The organism is Gemmatimonadota bacterium, from assembly GCA_016712265.1.
GTDB lineage: Bacteria > Gemmatimonadota > Gemmatimonadetes > Gemmatimonadales > Gemmatimonadaceae > RBC101.
Map to the genome: position 1 here is coordinate 667436 of JADJRJ010000031.1, position 17436 is coordinate 684871.

Here is a 17436-nt window from a genome sequence, read left to right on the forward strand (position 1 = left end):
CCAGGATCACTCGGCGATGTATCGCCACGGATCGCCGGCGCTTGCCCGGCGCCAGATGGTGAAGAAGGGGATCCGCGCGGGTGGGCCACCCTGGGCTCGCGGTGGCGCGACGATGGTCCCAATGGAGATGCCGAGGTCACCGGACGTTGCCACGATGACGCGGTCGGACCCCCACCGGAGCGCGCTGCCCATCCCGGGCGTCTCGCCCTGGCCCACCTGAGCGGCGATGGCTTCGGCGCCTACCACAAACTCGGGGGATGCGCCTCCCCCCATGTTCACCGCGTCGGGCGTGCCGTATTGCCGGAACGCTTCCTGAAGCCCGACCTTCGCCGCGAGGTCGCTGAACGCGGATTCGGCGCCAGCAAGGTCCCGGGCCGCCGTGGCGGCGTTGGCCAGCGCCACGCCCCACCGTGGAGGAAGGGACGGGGCCATCAGGGATCGGGACGCCGTCCCGCCGGAAGCGGCACTGCGCTTGTAGACCGCAACCCGCCACTGCCCTGCGCGCTTCACCCAATACGACATGTACTTGAGCGGGGTGGCGGCCGCACCAGGCTTGTGGTGCGTCATGTAGCCGAACGTGAAGCCCTGCTGCCCATCGGCGGAAATGCCTCCCCGGATGGGTTCCCAGGTGAGCGACCCCCCCTGGTTGCTCGTGGCCGCGCGGAGTGCGCCCAACACGGCGTCGCGTCCATTCACGAAGCCCTGCGGCGCCTGCATCGAGACGTCCGGTGCGAACATCGCCCCGAGGGCCTCAGGAATCCCCAGCTGCGCAGCGTCGGCGGAGAAGCGGCGGTCGGTGGCGAGCAACTCCTCAACCGCATCGCGGGCGTCGCGAGGGGCCTGGCCGGCGGCTGGGCTCGCCAGCATGACGAGGCCGGCGAAGAGGATCAGGTACTGGGACATGGAGTTCGGCATGCTGGGAATCTGTCGCGCCTGAGTGCCGGTGACCGGCCCGGTGGGACGAGGTGCTCCGTCCGCGGTGTCGACTGGCACGCGGCGCCGCGCGACTCCAATTTCAGCGCCTCACTCACTGCCCCTGTGTCATGCGTTCCTTGCTGATCGCCGTCGCCACCGCCTCCGTCGCTGCGACGGCATGTTCCCCAGGTCGCGGCGAACCCGCCGTGGACTCCCCAGCTGCTGCCGCCTCCATAGCTGAACAGGACGTGGTGTACTCCGCGGACGGGACCACCCTGAGGGGTTTCATGGCGGCCCCAGGGGACACGTCGCGCAAGCGACCGGGGGTGCTCGTGGTGCACGAGTGGTGGGGGCACAACGAACACGCCCGCGCCCAGGCACGGCGTCTGGCGGAGGCCGGATACGTTGGGCTCGCGCTGGACATGTATGGCGAAGGGAAGAACACAACGCATCCCGACTCGGCCAACGCGTTCATGATGCAGGCAGTGAGTGACCAGGCGCGGATGGTCGGGCGATTTCGGGCGGCGCTGGCCGAGCTGCGCCGCGATCCCCGGGTGGACTCCACGCAGGTGGCGGCGATCGGCTACTGCTTTGGGGGGATGGTGGTGCTGAGTATGGCGCGTGCCGGTGAGCCGTTGGTTGCCGTCGGCTCATTCCATGGCGCAATTCCGCCAGAAGCCGCGGTCGATTCCGGGAGCGTGAAGGCCCGGATGTTGATCATGACTGGTGGCGCGGATCCGATGGTGCCGGCCACCCAGGTCGACGCCTTTGCGTCCGCCATGCGCAAGGCCGGCGCGCAGGTGGAGGTGGTGACATATCCTGCCGCCATGCACGCCTTTACCAACCCGCGGGCGGACAGCGCCGGAGTGCCCGGGTTGCACTACGACGCGGCGGTGGACACGCAGTCCTGGGATGCCCTGCGCAAGATGCTCACCGAGGTCTTTCGTTAGGCAGGCGGGAACCGGCCGGATCCCCAACCCTACACTGCAGGTCACGCAGGACGTACGGTTCGTCCCACCCGGCTGAACGGCGCACGACCCGACGGTGTCCCACCCGGCGTAACCAGGAACTCGGTTGCGACATTCTCCCGGAGGATACCGTCATGCGTACCACCATGCTGCTCGCCGCCACGATCGTCGTTTGCCCGCTGTCCAGCCATGCGCAGGCGTATCGCGCGTCGCGCGCCGTCACCCCACCCCCGGTCATCCGTCTGGACCCGGTCCGTGTGGCCGACGCCCTCGCGCGCGCCGATGTCGCGTGGCAGGCAGGGAAGGGAATGGAGGCCCGTCGCATCTATCAGGGGTTGATCGCGGAGCAACGCGACGCGCGGGCGTTTGCTGGCACGGCGATGTGGCGACTGGCCCTGAACTACCTGTATGCCGACGAGAAGACGAAGGCCGCCGTCCAGCTCGATGAACTGGCGGACCACGCCGCTGCCTTCGGTGATCCCTCGATGCAGCTGCGGGCGTCGTTCGAGTCCGCGGTGCTCTGGCAGCAGCTCAAGCGCGGGGAACTGGTTCCGGCACGGATCGAACGGGTGCAGTCGCTCCTCCAGTCCCCGGCGATTCCAGAGGCAGACAAGGAGTTCGTGCGGGCACGCCTGAAGTAACGATAGGCTTTGTGGGGGAGCGCTGGCTCCCCCCCCCCCTTGTCGTGTGGGGAGGGCGGCGGAACTTCCGGACATGGAATTCGTGCCCGTGGCATGGGATGCCCCGATTGACGCGTACCGACAGCAGGCAGAATCACTGCTGGCGGGGTTTCAGGCGGCGGTGCCCGAGGTGTTGGACGCCGTACACCGGACGCATCCGCGCTTTCTCGATGAGGTCGTGACGTGGAAACCGAGGGACCTCACGCGAGAGGAGGTCGCGTCATCACCGTTCGACCTCGAGGACGCGCGCCTCGCGACAGCCCGCGCCTACAGCTTCCTGGATTGGCCCTCCCTGGTCGAGCACGTGACGGCGGTCGCTGACCCGACGTCCTGCACGCATCGTTTCGAGGATGCGGTCCAGGCGGTCATCGGTGGCGAGCTCGAGCGCCTCACGGCCTTGCTCGATCGTGAGCCATCGCTGGTTCGTGCGCGTTCGTGCCGCCGCACCTGCCACGATCCGTCGGTGCACGAAGCGACACTGCTGCACTATGTGGCCGCCAATGGCGTGGAAGGGGTGAACCAGCGAACGCCGCCTAACGCGCCTGCCATCGCCTCGTTGCTCCTGGAGCGTGGGGCAGACCCGAACGCGACCGCCGGCCTGTACGGCGATCGCTGCGGGGTGATGGCGATGCTCGTCTCCAGTGCGCACCCCGCCGGGGCAGGGGTGCATGTCGCGCTCGTCGACACGCTGGTGGCGCACGGGGCCAGTGTCGAGCCCGTGGGTGGCAGGACCTGGGGATCCCCCTTGCGGACGGCGCTGGTCTTCGGCTATCGCGAGGTTGCTGAGGCACTGGTGCGTCATGGTGCACAGGTGCAAGGCCTCGATGTCGCGGCCGCACTCGGCCAGACAGACGTGGTGCGCCGTGACCTCTCCGTGTCCACGCCCGACGAACGCCACCGCGCCCTGGCTTTCGCAGCCCAACTCGGACATGCCGAAGTCGTTGACCTGCTGCTGGAAGCTGGTGAGGATCCGAATCGGCTCAATCCTGACGGTATGCATGCCCATGCCACGCCGCTGCACCACGGGGCGTTGGCCGGTCACCGTGAGGTCGTGTCGGTGCTGATGCGTCACGGGGCCCGGCTCGACATCCGGGATACCCTGTGGCAGGGCACGCCGCTTGGCTGGGCCGAACACGCCGCGCAGGCAGACGTTGCGGAGCTCCTGAGGACCCACGGCGCGCGGACCTGAGGGGGTGGCCCAGGGCGTCAGCGGTTGCGTCCCGCTGGATGCGGGCGCACCTTCGCGGTGCCCTCGACCGAGAGTGTCCGCCATGGCGCGTCGCTTCACAAACCTCGTTGTTTCGCTCGTCGCCGCTTCGGCGGCGATGGCGCAGGGTCGCGCCCTGCGCATTGAGGATTATTATCGGCTGCAGACGGTTGGTTCCCCGGTGCTTTCTCCCGATGCGCGGTGGGTGGCCTTTACGGTGGCGAGCCGCGTCGAGGCGACCAACGCGGAGCCGCGCGAGGTGTGGCTCGTGTCGAGCGAGGGCTCGCGCGCCGCACAGCGGGTGTCGCCTGTGGGGGTCGATGCGGACGGAGTGCAGTGGACGGATGACGGCAAGCTTCGGTTCGGGGCTGACAATCGCGGTTGGACGGTGGACCCTGCCAACCCAGGCGCCGCCGTTGAGGGGGCGCGTCCGGCACCGCGTCGGGCGGGCGGGGGCGGTGAGCTGACGCTGCCTTCGCCCGCGGGAGGACTCACCGCCATCCTGCGTGCGGTCGCTCCCGCCCGTCGTGAGCGCGTCTTTGCGTCGGACTTCGAACGGCGGCACGAAGAGCGCTTCAAGGGGGTCCAGTTTGACTGGCTCGACTTTCAACGTGATGGCCAGCCGTTTCCGGTCCCGAACCGTACGGATCCGCTCGTCACTCCGCCGCAGGAGGTGTTTCTCGCCGGGCCGGACGGTGAACGCCAGCTGACACGCCTTGGCCTGCGCCCGGTTGGTTTGCAATGGAACCGTGCGGGGACCCACCTCGTGTTCACAGCAGATACCGCGTATCGCAACGAGCGAAAGTATGGTGGCGCGGCGGTGTACGTGGTTGCGACGGACGGCACGGTGCGAACGTTGACCAATGATCCGTCGTTCGCGCACACCGGGGCGTCGTTCTCGCCGGATGGTCGGTGGGTGCTCTACACGAAGCAGCTTACGACGGATGCGGTGATCACGCGGCGCTTGAATCACGGCGGGGCGACTGACCTGGTGGTGCGTGCCACGGACGGAGGTCCGGAGCGGGTCCTGACGGCGGACTGGGACTACCTCCCGACGCAGCCCTCATGGAGTCCGGACGGGCGCTCCGTCTATTTCATGGGGGGCGTTGGCGGCAGCACGCACCTCTTTCGCGCGGGCGTGGAGTCGGGCACGGTGGAGCAGGTTACGATGGGCGAGCGTCGCATCAACGCAATCACCTTCGATCGACGCTACACGACTATTGCCTACACGGTGGGGAAGATCGAGGCGCCCGCCGACGTGTACGTGGCGCGCATCGACGGCACCGGCGAGCGACGGCTGACCGACCTCCATGCGGCGTTCACCACCGAGGTCGCCCTGAGCCGGGCGGAACGGCTGCAATTCAAGAGCAAGGACGGGACTCCCGTGGAGGGATGGCTCATGTACCCGCATGGGTATCGCCCGGGTGGCGTACGATACCCGCTGGTTGTGAGCAACCATGGCGGGCCGCACTCGGCCGACGGATACGCGTTCGACTTCAAGAGCCAGTATTTCGCGGCCAACGGGTACTTCGTGCTCAAGGTCAACTTTCGCAGTTCCACGGGATACGGCGAGAACTTCCTCTGGGGTACGTGGGGTGCATGGGGGGATCGCGACGGGGAGGACGTGATGGCGGGCGTCGATCATGCCATTGCGGCGTATCCCATCGATCGATCGCGCGTGGCGACGATCGGGCACTCGTATGGCGGCTTCATGACGAACTGGCTGATCACGCAGTACCCGGACCGGTTTGCCGCGGCGATTCCGGGGGCAGGGATCGTGAACTGGGTCAGCGACTACGGCACGGCCGACATCGCACGAACCAAGGAGACCGAGTTCTTTGGTGCGCCGTGGGAAGAGATGGCGCGCGAGGTAATGATGCGGCAGTCGCCGCTGACGTATGCCGGACGGGTGAAGGCCCCGACCCTCTTTGTCCACGGGGAGGTTGACCAACGGGTGCCGTACTCGGAGGCCGAGCAGATGTACGTGGCGCTCAAGAAGAACGGGGTGCCGGCCAAGATGATCCAGTACGCGGGAATGGCGCATGGCATCACCGGCTCGTGGAACCAGGTGCACCGGGCGATGAACGAGCTGAAGTGGCTGGACCAGTACCTCAAAGGCGGGGCGACGCAGTAGGTCCCCGGTCGCTGAAACCCGGCGTGGCCCCGACGGGTAGTCGGGGCATGCGCCCTTCATATGCCTTCCGTTTGCGCGGCCCGACTCTTGTGGCTGCGGTTCTCCCCCTGCTGCTCTTATCGCGCCCCGGCGCTGGCCAGGAACGCGATCGAGAGCTGCCTCGCGGCATCTCGATCGGTGACAGTCGCGGCGTGTCGGGGCTGCGCATCAACTTCCGCGACACGCGCCTTGAGCGGGTCGATGGGGTGAACATCACCCTCTGGTCGCCGAAGGACGGGGGCGAAGGCGACATCACCGGCATTGCCCTTGGCTTGCCGGCCACCGGCGGCCGCGACATCACCGGACTGGCGCTCGGGGCTTTTGGTGTGGGTGCGACCGGTCGGATGAAGGGGCTTGGGATGGGTGCCCTTGGCGTTGGCGCCGGCGGCGACCTCGAAGGGATCTTCCTTGGGGGATTGGGCGCGGGCGCCGGTGGGTCGGTGCGCGGGATAGCTATCGGTGGTTTGGGGGTGGGGGCGGGTGGGAACATCGAGGGGGCCGCGCTCGGCCTGCTGGGCGCTGGGGCCGGCGGCAACGCCCGCGGCCTCTTTGTGGGCGGGCTGGGTGCCGGCGTTGGCGGCAACGGGCGCGGGCTGTTCGTCGGTGGCCTGGGCGCGGGTGTTGGTGGCAACCTCACGGGGATCGCGATCAGCGGGTTGGGGACGGGGGCCGGTGGGAACCTGCGGGGGCTGGCTCTGTCGTTAGGCGGCATTGGTGCAGGAGGCAACCTGACGGGGATTGCGGTGGCGGGGCTCGGTATTGGGGCCGGCGGGTCCATCAACCGCCTTGCCGTGGCGGGGCTTGGTGTGGGTGCGCCGAGGATCTCGGGGATCGCCGTTGCGGGACTTGGCGTCGGGGGACACGAGCTTCGTGGTTTGATGGCCTCGGCCGGCACGGTGCGTGTCGTCGACGGCGGAACGTTGCGCGGCGTGGGGATCAGCTCGTTCAACTACATCCAGGGGCACCAACGCGGGCTCACGATCGGACTGGTGAACTACGCCCGCACTCTTCACGGTGTGCAGCTGGGGGTGGTGAACATCGCCAAGGGGAATCCGGCGGGTCGACGTGTACTTCCCCTGGTCAACTGGGGGAGCCGGTAGCGCGGTTCTCGCCCCCGCTCGGTCTCCGGGATGGGCGAAACAGGGGGGCGGGAGTCGTCAGGGGTCGGAGGACGCGGACCCTGAATGTCCCCGACGCCTCCTGACGGGCGGGGGCCTACCCTCCCAAGGGAGGCACCTGCATGGAATGGAACGCCAATGCCATCGCCCTGATCGTCTCCGCCCTGTGTGGCGGGGCCGTGGGTTTGGAGCGCCAGCGATCGGGGCACGCCGTCGGTGGAACGCATGACGGTCAAGGCGGGGAGCACTTCGCCGGGCTCCGGACGTTCACACTCCTGGGGACGCTCGCCGGGGTCACGGGAGTGCTCTGGCGAGACGGCTTCGCCCTGCCCGCCGCAGTCTTGCTGGGCGGGGCTGCACTCCTCATCGCGGCGGCCTATGTCGGGGCGAGCCGGCGTGATGTCGATGGCACGACCGAGGTCGCGGCGCTCGTGGTGCTCGCCGCCGGATTCCTCGTGGGCGTTGGCAAGGCGGCGTTAGGAAGCGCGATTTCGGCAGCGACGGTCCTGCTGCTGATGGAGAAGACGCGCCTCCACGGGTGGGTGGAGCGGGTGGACGACCGTGAGTTCCGGTCGGGGGTGCGCTTCGCGGTGATGGCAGCGGTCGTGTTGCCACTCCTGCCCGCCGGTCCCTTTGGGCCTGGTGTGGGCATCCGTCCGCGGGAGCTGTGGCTCGTGGTGCTGCTTATCACCGGACTCGAGTTTGCCGGGTATGTGGCACGTCGTCGCGTGGGCAACCGGAATGGATACACGCTCGCCGGGCTCCTGGGGGGGCTGATTTCGTCGACCAGTGTGACGCTTTCGTATGCGCGGGTGGCGCGAGCCCAACCGGCGATTGCATCCGCCCTCGCGAGTGGGGCCATCGCAGCGAACGCTGCGGTGTTTCCTCGCGTGGCCCTCACCGCCCTGGTGCTGAACCCGGGGCTCGGGACACGGGTGGCCATGCGACTGGCCCTTCCGTTCGTCCTCATCCTCCTGGCGCTCTGGTTCACCTTGCACCGCACGCCGGCTGCCGAGGGTGACGAGCACGAGGGGAGGAATCCGATGCATGTGGGTCCTGCCCTCCAGTTGGCGGCGATTTACCAGGTCGCGATGTACGCGATCCACGCGGCCTCCCACTATTTCGGCGCGGCCGGTCTCTATGTCATCGGGTTCTTCCTCGGGATGACGGACATCGACGCGTTGACCATTTCGGCAGCGCGACAGGACGGTACGATGAATGGCGCGGCGGCGTCGAGCCTTCCGACGGTGGTCGTGGTAGGCGTCCTCGGCACGACGCTGTTCAAGTTGGGTGTTGCGGCCACCCTTGGCCGGGGTGCGTTCCGCCAGCGCGTCACGCTCGCCCTCGGTCTCGTCGTTGCCGCTCTGGTTGCGGCACTGGTCGTCGTTCCGTAGACACGTGTGAGGCCGCTCGGACGCCGGGCGACTTCCCTGCGCCTGCCCTTACGCGGGCGTTCGCCCTCCACTAAGATCCGCCGCACATGACCGGGGTGCCCAACGCGGCGAGTGCGCGTTCGGCTGAGAGAGTCCCGTAGAACCTGATCCGGTTCGTACCGGCGTAGGGAGTCCAACGATGTTCTCGAGCAGGCACGCGCGCCCATGGCGCAGCATCGCGCGTCCATCGCGCGTTCGGATCACCACGATGGCCTTTGCCATCGGTCTCGCTTCGCCACTCGCGCTGTCATCGCAGGCGGCGTCACGCGACAGCCTCGCCCGCGCGGATACCGGACGACTCGAGGGGGTCCTCGTGCGTGCGATTCGCGGTGGCGTTCGGGCCCCCATCGCGGAACGGACGCTGGACCGGGCGACCATACTTGCGCGTCACCTGGGCCAGGAGGCGCCCCTGCTGCTGCAGGGAGCGGTGCCGTCCGTCACCGCGCATACGGAGACGGGGACGGCGTGGGGGTACTCCTACCTCCGCCTGCGCGGCATGGACCAGACACGAATCAACATCACGCTCGACGGCGTGCCGTTGAACGACCCGGAGGACCAGGTGTTGTATTTCGCGAACTTCGCGGACCTGATGTCCAGCGTGCAGTCGATCCAGGTCCAACGTGGCGTGGGCACCAGCTCGGCAGGCACGGCATCGTTTGCCGGGTCGGTCAACATCGAGACGATGCCCCTGGCCACCGCTGGGGCCGGTGGGGATGGGCAGGTGCAGGTTGGCTCATGGGGCGCGCGGCGGATGAGCGCCGCGTTCCACACCGGGCTGCGACCAAGCCGCTTGGCGGCGTACGGGCGCGTGGGGACGGTGCGCACCGATGGGTACCGTCGGCATAGTGGCGTTGACGGTCGATCTGCGTTGCTCGGCGCGGGATGGTTCGGGGACCGCGACCTGGTCAAGCTCACGCTGCTGGCCGGCCGCTTCGCCGACACGCTGTCGTACGTTGGGGCGACACGCAGCGAACTGGCGGCCGACCGGCGCTTCAATCCCCTGGACCCGTCGGAACGGGACCGGTTCACGCAGCAGATGGTGGCCCTGTCGCACACGCGTATCCTGTCCCCAGCCAGTGCCTGGAGCACCACGCTCTACCGGAACTCAGCGGAGGGGAGCTACGACTATTTCGCCTTGCCGGATCGCTATCGCTACAACTTGCAGCACTGGTGGTACGGGGTGACCAGTGCGTGGAGTACGACGCGGGGCACGTGGCAATGGCATGTGGGCGTCAACGCGAACACGTATGCGCGGGATCATCGGGCGTACCTCGAGCCTGCGACCCAGTTCTACGACAACACCGGCCACAAGGACGATGTGAGTGCCTTTGCCAAGGCGTCGGTTGGGTCTGGACGCGTGCGGTGGTTCGGGGACCTCCAGGCACGGTGGGCACGGTTTGCCTACACACCGGATCCGGGCGCGGGAATCGGCGGGCGCAGCCAGGTGTGGACCTTCCTGAACCCGAAGGTCGGGGTGACGGCGGCCCTTCGCCCGGGAGTCTCGGCGTTCGTCTCGCTGGGTCGGGCGAGCCGCGAGCCGGCGCGCAATGACCTTCTGGCCGGCGAGGACGATCTGAACGCCGGCAACGTTCAGCTGTTGGGCGATTTCGGCCGGGTGCGCCCGGAGGAGGTCACGGACCTCGAGTCCGGGGTCACGCGCTCCAGCGCCCGCGGCCATCTGACGGCGGGACTCTATGCGATGCAGTTCCGGAACGACATCGCGCGCATTGGTGCGCCAACGGCGTCCGGCCTCGTCCTGCGCCGCAATGTCGGGGCGAGCGTTCGACGGGGGGTGGAAGTAGATGCCTCTCATCGATTGCACGAGCGGCTCGTGGTGGGCGGGAACGCCAGCTGGGCGCACCATCGGTTACGCTCGTTCACGGACTCTTCCTCGGGAACACCGGAAACGCGCCGGAACGTTGCGCCGCTGCTGTCGCCTGTCTGGACGAGCACGCAGTCCATGCGCGCCACCCTCCGTGACGGCGTCGACCTGAGCTGGGAGGGCAGGTACCAGTCGCGGGCCTTCCTCGACAACACGGGTCGCGCGGATCGCCGACTCCCCGGGTTCTATGTCATGGACCTGAGCCTCCACCTCCGTCATCGCGATTGGTCCGTCGCGCTGCGAGGCACCAACATCGGGGCGCACGAGGGGTTCGGCAGTGGCGCGGTGGGGTCCGATGGGGTTGCGCGATTCTTCGTCTTGCCGGCGCGCGCGGTCTTCGTGACGATGGGACGCCAGTGGTCCGGCGCCACGCGCTGAGGCCGGGCCTGTCCGATTGGTTGGCGCTCATCTGGGGATCGTTGGACGCAAAAGATGAGACACACCTCACCTCTGCAGTGTCGAGTGCGTGAACGCGGGTGGTGACGCTATGTTAACCGCGTGCCAGCAAACCAGGGCCCGCCCGCGGCCACCGCCCCGGCATGGGGACACGAACTGAAGGAACAAGGCATCGGGTACTACATCGCCGATGCCGCCGGCTGTTTTGCCTACTGCAACCCGGCGGTGACCGCAGCCACGGGATACCGCGCCGAGGAGTTGATGGGGCGCCGATCGGTGGACCTCGTGGTGGACGAGGAACGTGAAGCCGTCACGCTACAGTATCGGGCATGGGCAGCCGATCCGGCGGTATCCGACGTCGCCATGGAGTTCCGGGTGCGCGGCAAGGACGGCCGCGTCTTTTGGGTTGAACAATTCACCCATATCGAGCGGACGGCCGACGGCCGACATGTCCGCTACTGCAACTTCCTTCGAGAGATCACCGATCGCAAGGCGACCGAGGCAGCGTTGCGCGCCTCGCAGGGGCGTTATGATCGCGACGTCGGCAAGGCCGTCGATGCCCTGCGAAGTTCGGTCTCCCTCCTCGAGGCCACGCTCGAATCCACGGCGGACGGCATCCTGGTCGTTGGCATCGATCGCAGCATCGCGCGATTCAACCGGCGATTCGCCGACATGTGGCGGATCCCGGATGCCGTCCTCGCTACCGGGGATGATGCCCAGGCGCTCGGCTTCGTGCTCTCGCAGCTCAAGGACCCGGACGGTTTTCTCCGGACCGTGGAACGACTCTACGCCAACCCCCAGGCGGAGTCGATGGACACCTTCGAGCTGAGCGATGCCCGGATGTTCGAGCGCTATTCGCGCCCACAGGTGGTGGACGGGGTGACGGTCGGTCGGGTCTGGAGTTTTCGCGACGTCAGCGAGCGACGTCGCGCGGAGCTGGAGCGACAGGAACTCGAGGCGGGACTGCGGCGTGCGCAGAAGCTGGAAGCCATGGGCACCCTCGCCGGTGGGATCGCCCACGACTTCAACAACATCCTCACGGCGATCATTTCGTCAGCGGAACAGACGATCGAAGACCTGCCCTCAGGGCACGAGGCGCAGGGCAGCCTGCGCACTATCCTGCAGGCCGGACATCGCGCAGCCAACCTCGTACGCCGCATCTTGCTGTTCAGTCGCGGGGAGGTCGGTGATCGCACGACCATCATGATTGACGCCGTGATTCGGGACGCCATGGGGCTCTTGCGTCCCTCGCTTCCATCGACTGTCGAGATCGTAGCGTCACTGCCCCATCCCGCGTCACTGGCCATTCACGCCGACGCGACACAGGTCCAGCAAGTCATCGTGAACCTCTGCACCAATGCGTGGCACGCCATGCGCGCGCGTGGAGGTGGGCGGATCTCCATTGACGCGGCCGCCGTCGAGCTTGCGCCCGGGGATGTGGCCCGCGAAGGCATCGTGGTTGCCCCGGGCCGCATGGTGCGAATCACGGTGACGGACAACGGGTGTGGCATGCCGCCGGCGATCCTGCCGAGGATTTTCGATCCATTCTTCACCACCAAACCCGTGGGAGAAGGCACTGGCCTGGGGCTCGCGATGGTGCATGGCGTGGTGCGCGCGCACGGCGGCGACGTGTCGGTCTCGAGCACCGAAGGGGTGGGGACGAGCTTCCGGTTGTACTTCCCGGCGGCGGTCGGACAGGTCGAGGAGCCAGTCATGGGGCTCGATCGCGCACGGGGGGCGGGGCAGCTGGTCTTGCTAGTGGACGACGAACCGGACGTTCGATCGGTGGGGGCGCGTACGATGGAGCACCTGGGATATCGTGCGATCGCCGTGCCGTCTGGTGAAGCCGCCCTGGGCGAGCTCAGGCGGCGTGGGAGCGAGGTCGCACTACTCATCACCGACCTCACGATGCCGGGGATGTCCGGCTTGGACCTGGCACGCGACGCACGCGCGCTCTACCCGGACCTGCCGGTCGTGTTGTGCACGGGGTATGGCAGTCGTGAGACGGAAGCTGAGGCGCGGGCGCTCGGGGTTCGGGTGGTGCTCCCCAAGCCGCATTCCCTGCACGACCTCGGCCGGGCGGCGGCGACGGCACTCAATGCCGTGCCGAGGGGGCGCCGCGTCGCTCCGGCGTCCGCGGGGACGGGCAGCTGACACCCTCGACCGGGAACGGGGCCCACTACGAGGTGGCTGGGTAGGAGCGGTGGCCCTGAGGGGACCGGCCGGGGCGCGCCGGTGGTAGGGAAGGCTGCGTGCGCCGTAGCTTTCCGGCATGCACCTGCTTCTCGTCGAGGACGACCTCTCGCTATCTGGCACGGTCGCGCGTGGCCTGCGCGAAGCGGGCTTCACCGTCGACCTCGCGGCGACGGGGCCGGACGCTTTCCGCATGGCTACTACGGGTAGCCATGACGCCATCGTGCTCGACGTCCGTCTTCCGGGGATGGACGGACTGGAGGTGTGCCGACGCTTGAGGGCCGCGGAGTATCGCGCGCCGATCCTCATGCTCACCGCCCTTGATGCCGTTGAGCAACGCATCGCCGGGTTGGACTCGGGGGCAGACGACTACCTCAGCAAGCCGTTCGAGTTCGGGGAGTTGCTGGCGCGGCTTCGGGCGATCCTCCGGCGCCAGGCTGAACCGGCCACGGCCATCATCACGGTGGGCGACCTCACCATCGATACGCGATCGACCCTGGTGCGACGGGGGCCGCGCGCCATTGCGCTGACGGCGAAGGAGTACGCGTTCCTCCTCCTCCTGGCCCGCAATGCCGGGCGCGTGGTCAGCCGCGCGGAGTTGATGTCGCATGTCTGGGACGAACATCGCCCGAGTTACACCAACGTCATCGACGTCTATGCCAGTCGGTTGCGCCGTAAGGTGGATGACGGTGAGGCGACTCCCCTCTTCGTGACGCTGCGGGGAACGGGATACCTGTTGTCCCCGCCCGCCGACGCGTCGACGTGATCGGGATCGGCCGCAGGTCGGTGCGTCTCCGTCTGACGGCATGGTATACCGTCATGCTGGCGCTCCCCCTGGTTGGTTTTGCGATCGCGTCCTACGCGGTCTTTGCCGACTCGCTGCGTGATCGCACCGATGCGTTCATCGACGATGCCCTCATGGCCATCACGCGCGAAGTGTCTGCGGAGCGGCGGTTCGCCCAGAGTGCGACCGGCGCCATCCGCACCACACTCAGCGAAGTCCGCTTTCGGGACCTCGACATCTGGGCGTTCGAGGCGACCGGGGCGGTCGTTGGGATGTCGGCGCCACAGGGTGGCTCGGTCGAGGTCGCGCACCCCATTGCGGTCGACTCGGCCGAAATCGCTGCCGCCATGCAGCGCGTCGGTTCGCAGCCCTTTTCGCTCGACGTCAAACACGCGGACGGCGGCTACCGCATTCGTGCGCGTCCCTTTGCGCTTGCCCCAATGACCTATTGGGTCGTCGGTGCATATCCCGTTCGGGAAATCGAGGCAACGCTGGGGAGAATCCGGACGATGTTCCTCCTCGCGATTCCCTTGCTGATCCTCGCCGCCGCGACAGGGGGATGGCTCCTTGCGCGCCGCTCGCTGGCCCCGGTGGCGGCCATGGCCTCGCGCGCGGCCGAGATCAGCGCGTCGACGCTGTATGAACGCCTGCCGGCGGACACCACGGATGAACTCGGAGACCTCGCCCGCGTCCTCAACTCCCTGCTCGATCGCATGGAGTACGCGTTTGACCAGCAGAAGCGCTTCATGGCCGATGCGTCCCACGAACTGCGCACGCCGGCGGCCATCCTGCGCGCCGAGTCCGACGTGACGTTGTCGCGGGACCACCGGGACGAGGCGGAGTATCGCGAGTCGTTTCGGGTCATGCGGGACGCTTCGCACCGTTTGTCGCGTGTGGTCGAGGACCTGTTCCTCGCCGCGCGGGCCGACGCTGGCCAGGTCACCGTGGCGCCCGTCGAGGTGTACCTGGAGGAAGTGATCCACGATGCGGTCCGCGCCGTCCGCCCGCTGGCGGTCGCGCCGCGCGTGCAGGTAGAGTTCACGGACGCCGTCGGCGCGTCCGTCCTGGGTGATGCCGACCTGCTCGGTCGCATTCTGCTCAATCTGTTGGAGAACGCGCTGCGACATTCGCCAGTTGGTGGCACTATCGAGGTGTCCCTGCGGCGCCACGAGGACCGCTACGTAGTGTCGGTGATCGACGCCGGTCCGGGGATACCCCGCGCGGACTGGGAGCACATCTTCGAACGATTTGTGCGACTGGATCCGGCGCGTTCGCGCGTGGGATCGGCTGCCGGGGTTGGCGCCGGCCTCGGACTCGGCATTGCCCGACGCCTGGCGGTGCTCCACGGCGGACAGTTGGTCGTGGCGGACTCTCGCCCGGGCCGCACGGAGTTCCAGTTGACCCTGCCCGTTGCTCCCATCATCACCCGCGGCTAACAGTAGACTGCAGCGGCAGATGCTTGCTCGCGGGCCGGCTACCGCGCCGAGAAGGTCACGCGCAGGGTGCGCCCTGGCTGCGGCAGGCCGCACTGGTCGTAGACAGCGGTGTTGCCGATGTTGTCCAGCGACAGCAGGGCCTTGAGCACGCGGAAGGGTCCGGTGCGCCCCGTGGAGATGCTGCGTTCCACCGCCAGGTCGCCCGCGGTCTTCGCGGGAAGCGTATCGAGGCGCGACGTGTCACCGTTCAGGCAGTATTGGCGACCGGTGTGCCGAGCGACGCCAAACAGCGTGAGGTTGGCAGGGAGTGGGACGCCCAGCTCAAGACGTCCACGTTGCTCCGGGTTGTTCTCCGCGCGACGCGACTGGTCGTTTGCGGTCTGGTCGAAGATCCTGATGCGCTGAAGGGTGGCGTCGCCATGCACGGTGACGGGGCGCCCCGCGTAGGTGCCGAAGGCGAAGCCGCCGAGGAGCTCCACACCGGCGCTCGCGATGCGATCGCGATTGATGCGCTGGAACCGCGTGGGGTTGGACAGGGTGATGCGCACCACGGCGTCTTCCATCCGATGTCGGAATGCGATCACCTGGATGGTCGATTGCGGCAGGGACGCGATGACGCGGTCCACCGTGAACCCTCCCTCCATGCCGAGCAGCGTCTCGGGACGGAGGTCCGGGTTCGGGCGGAATCGGTCGAGCGCACCGGAATACAACTCGCGCAGAGCGGGGAAACGCGAGCGCTCGCTGATGCTGGCATGCAAGCGGACTCGGGGTGAAAGGTCATGCGCTGCGCCGAGTCGCCAGCCCGGATTGTCGAGGGACTCCTGCCCAGGCGTCCGCCCACCCGTCTCCGGGGTTGTGGATCGGTCGAAGACCACCCCACCGGCCAGCCGGGTGCGATCTCCCACCGGGACGTCGAGCTCCATCCCGGCGCTGGACAGCTTCTGTCGATAGTTGGACGCGGCGGATGGCGTCAACGTCTCGGCGTATCGGATGTCAGCACCGGTCACGCCGGCACGCAACGTTGCCACGCCCAGGGTGTGGGTGAGCAGGGCTCGTGAGGTGACCGTGCGCTCATCGCCGAGCTCGGATCCGTTCACGGTGGTGAAGTCACGTCCCGCATAGGTCTCGATCCTGACGTCGCCGCGATTGACACCGACGCCAAGGTCAAGCGATCCCACCCCGAGCCGCGTCGTGAAGGTGCCGGTGCCCGCCGAGAGCATGGCGATGCTCCGCCGGGCGAGTGGGTAACGCCACAGGCGCGGTGCGGAGAGGTGCTCCTCCGGTGGGACGCCGCGCTCTGCGTCATAGGCGGAGTACATCATGCCGATGGACGCACCCTTGGTGTTGTTCCAGCGTGCCGACAGAAAGGCGTCGAGCTGCCTGAGGTCAGTGCCCGTGCGAAGGCCGTTTCTCTGGGTGGGGTCAGTCACATCGTTCGGTAACGCGACACCATCGCGCTGTCGATGCGCCATTCCACCGCGGGTCGATAAGGCCCCACCGCCGAACTCCGCCACGCGGCGGGCATAGCCGAAGGTTCCCACCGTCGATCCAAATTGATCGACGCCGGCCCCGGCCCACAGCTGGCCCCCAGCCGGCTGGGAGAGCGCGTCGTGCGTGATCTCGATCGATCCTCCCAGGGTGTTCGGCCCGTTCAGCAACGAACCCAGACCCCGGACCACGACCAATCGCTCGCTTCCCGTGATGGGGATGAGCGAGGGATCCGCCCGGTGATCCCATCCCAGCGAGAGTGGCACGCCATCAAAGAGGACGGCCGCCTGTCGGGAGTCGGACCCCCGCACGGAAATCTCCATTTCACCCCGGGAATTCTGGCGCACCAGGACGAACGGCGATTCGCGGAGCGCCTGATCCAATGAAGGGGCCGGTGAGGAGCGCAGCTCCATCGGCTTGAGGAGCAGCACGCCAGCGCCGCCAACAACAGCTGTCGCCCGCGCGGCGCTCACGACACTCACCGCGCCGAGCGAATGCACGCTGCTGTCACGGCGAACGGAATCGCGCCGGGTCGCCACGGTATCCCTGCGCGCTTGCGGTGCGGCAGCCGATGAAGCCGCGCACACAGCCAGCAGTGCGCGACGGGCGATTAATGAACCAGTCATGAATGGGCGCGGGACGCTACTGAGACGCGCAGATCGTGTCAATCGTTGATCAGTTCGCCGCCGTGCCATTCGCAATTGCGGGTGCGATCCAGCAAGAAGAGCACTCTTGTGGCTCTGTACTTTACAATGTAAAGTAC

Annotated in this window: 12 protein-coding genes and 1 riboswitch; of the genes, 10 read left to right on the forward strand and 2 right to left on the reverse strand. The window is 67.7% G+C overall.

The window, feature by feature from the left end; all coding sequences use genetic code 11:
- Positions 1 to 6 precede the first annotated feature (6 nt).
- Positions 7 to 915, reverse strand: a complete 909-nt coding sequence (locus IPK85_23815) for a nuclear transport factor 2 family protein (GenBank protein MBK8250395.1) — start codon at positions 913 to 915, stop codon at positions 7 to 9.
- 128 nt (positions 916 to 1043) lie between these two features.
- On the opposite strand from IPK85_23815, the gene IPK85_23820 reads away from it, so the two are divergent.
- From IPK85_23820 to IPK85_23865, 10 genes are all read left to right on the forward strand, one after another.
- The gene (locus IPK85_23820; GenBank protein ID MBK8250396.1) at positions 1044 to 1865 is read left to right on the forward strand and encodes a dienelactone hydrolase family protein; all 822 of its coding nucleotides are present in this window, start codon (positions 1044 to 1046) and stop codon (positions 1863 to 1865) included.
- 152 nt (positions 1866 to 2017) lie between these two features.
- Positions 2018 to 2524, forward strand: coding sequence for a hypothetical protein (locus IPK85_23825; protein MBK8250397.1), 507 nt, complete (start codon positions 2018 to 2020; stop codon positions 2522 to 2524).
- A gap of 73 nt (positions 2525 to 2597) precedes the next feature.
- Positions 2598 to 3752 (forward strand): ankyrin repeat domain-containing protein, encoded by a 1155-nt coding sequence (locus tag IPK85_23830; protein MBK8250398.1) that lies wholly within the window; start codon positions 2598 to 2600, stop codon positions 3750 to 3752.
- An 82-nt stretch (positions 3753 to 3834) separates the two neighbouring features.
- On the forward strand, positions 3835 to 5904 hold the full coding sequence (locus IPK85_23835) for a S9 family peptidase (GenBank protein ID MBK8250399.1): 2070 nt from the start codon (positions 3835 to 3837) through the stop codon (positions 5902 to 5904).
- 89 nt (positions 5905 to 5993) lie between these two features.
- The gene (locus tag IPK85_23840) at positions 5994 to 7043 is read left to right on the forward strand and encodes a hypothetical protein (GenBank protein MBK8250400.1); all 1050 of its coding nucleotides are present in this window, start codon (positions 5994 to 5996) and stop codon (positions 7041 to 7043) included.
- A gap of 140 nt (positions 7044 to 7183) precedes the next feature.
- On the forward strand, positions 7184 to 8455 hold the full coding sequence (locus tag IPK85_23845) for an MgtC/SapB family protein (GenBank protein MBK8250401.1): 1272 nt from the start codon (positions 7184 to 7186) through the stop codon (positions 8453 to 8455).
- An 81-nt stretch (positions 8456 to 8536) separates the two neighbouring features.
- Positions 8537 to 8642, forward strand: a riboswitch (TPP riboswitch).
- A 60-nt stretch (positions 8643 to 8702) separates the two neighbouring features.
- On the forward strand, positions 8703 to 10754 hold the full coding sequence (locus IPK85_23850) for a TonB-dependent receptor plug domain-containing protein (protein MBK8250402.1): 2052 nt from the start codon (positions 8703 to 8705) through the stop codon (positions 10752 to 10754).
- A 120-nt stretch (positions 10755 to 10874) separates the two neighbouring features.
- A complete protein-coding gene (locus IPK85_23855; GenBank protein ID MBK8250403.1) occupies positions 10875 to 12926 on the forward strand; it encodes a PAS domain S-box protein in 2052 nt (683 codons plus the stop codon).
- A 118-nt stretch (positions 12927 to 13044) separates the two neighbouring features.
- Positions 13045 to 13731 carry a response regulator transcription factor gene (locus IPK85_23860; GenBank protein MBK8250404.1) on the forward strand — a complete coding sequence of 229 codons (687 nt, stop codon included), beginning with the start codon at positions 13045 to 13047 and terminating at the stop codon, positions 13729 to 13731.
- Between the two features lie 53 nt (positions 13732 to 13784).
- Positions 13785 to 15185, forward strand: a complete 1401-nt coding sequence (locus IPK85_23865) for a HAMP domain-containing protein (protein ID MBK8250405.1) — start codon at positions 13785 to 13787, stop codon at positions 15183 to 15185.
- 38 nt (positions 15186 to 15223) lie between these two features.
- Here the strand turns inward: IPK85_23865 and IPK85_23870 are convergent, their stop codons facing one another.
- On the reverse strand, positions 15224 to 17212 hold the full coding sequence (locus IPK85_23870) for a TonB-dependent receptor (GenBank protein ID MBK8250406.1): 1989 nt from the start codon (positions 17210 to 17212) through the stop codon (positions 15224 to 15226).
- Between the last annotated feature and the right edge of the window lie 224 nt (positions 17213 to 17436).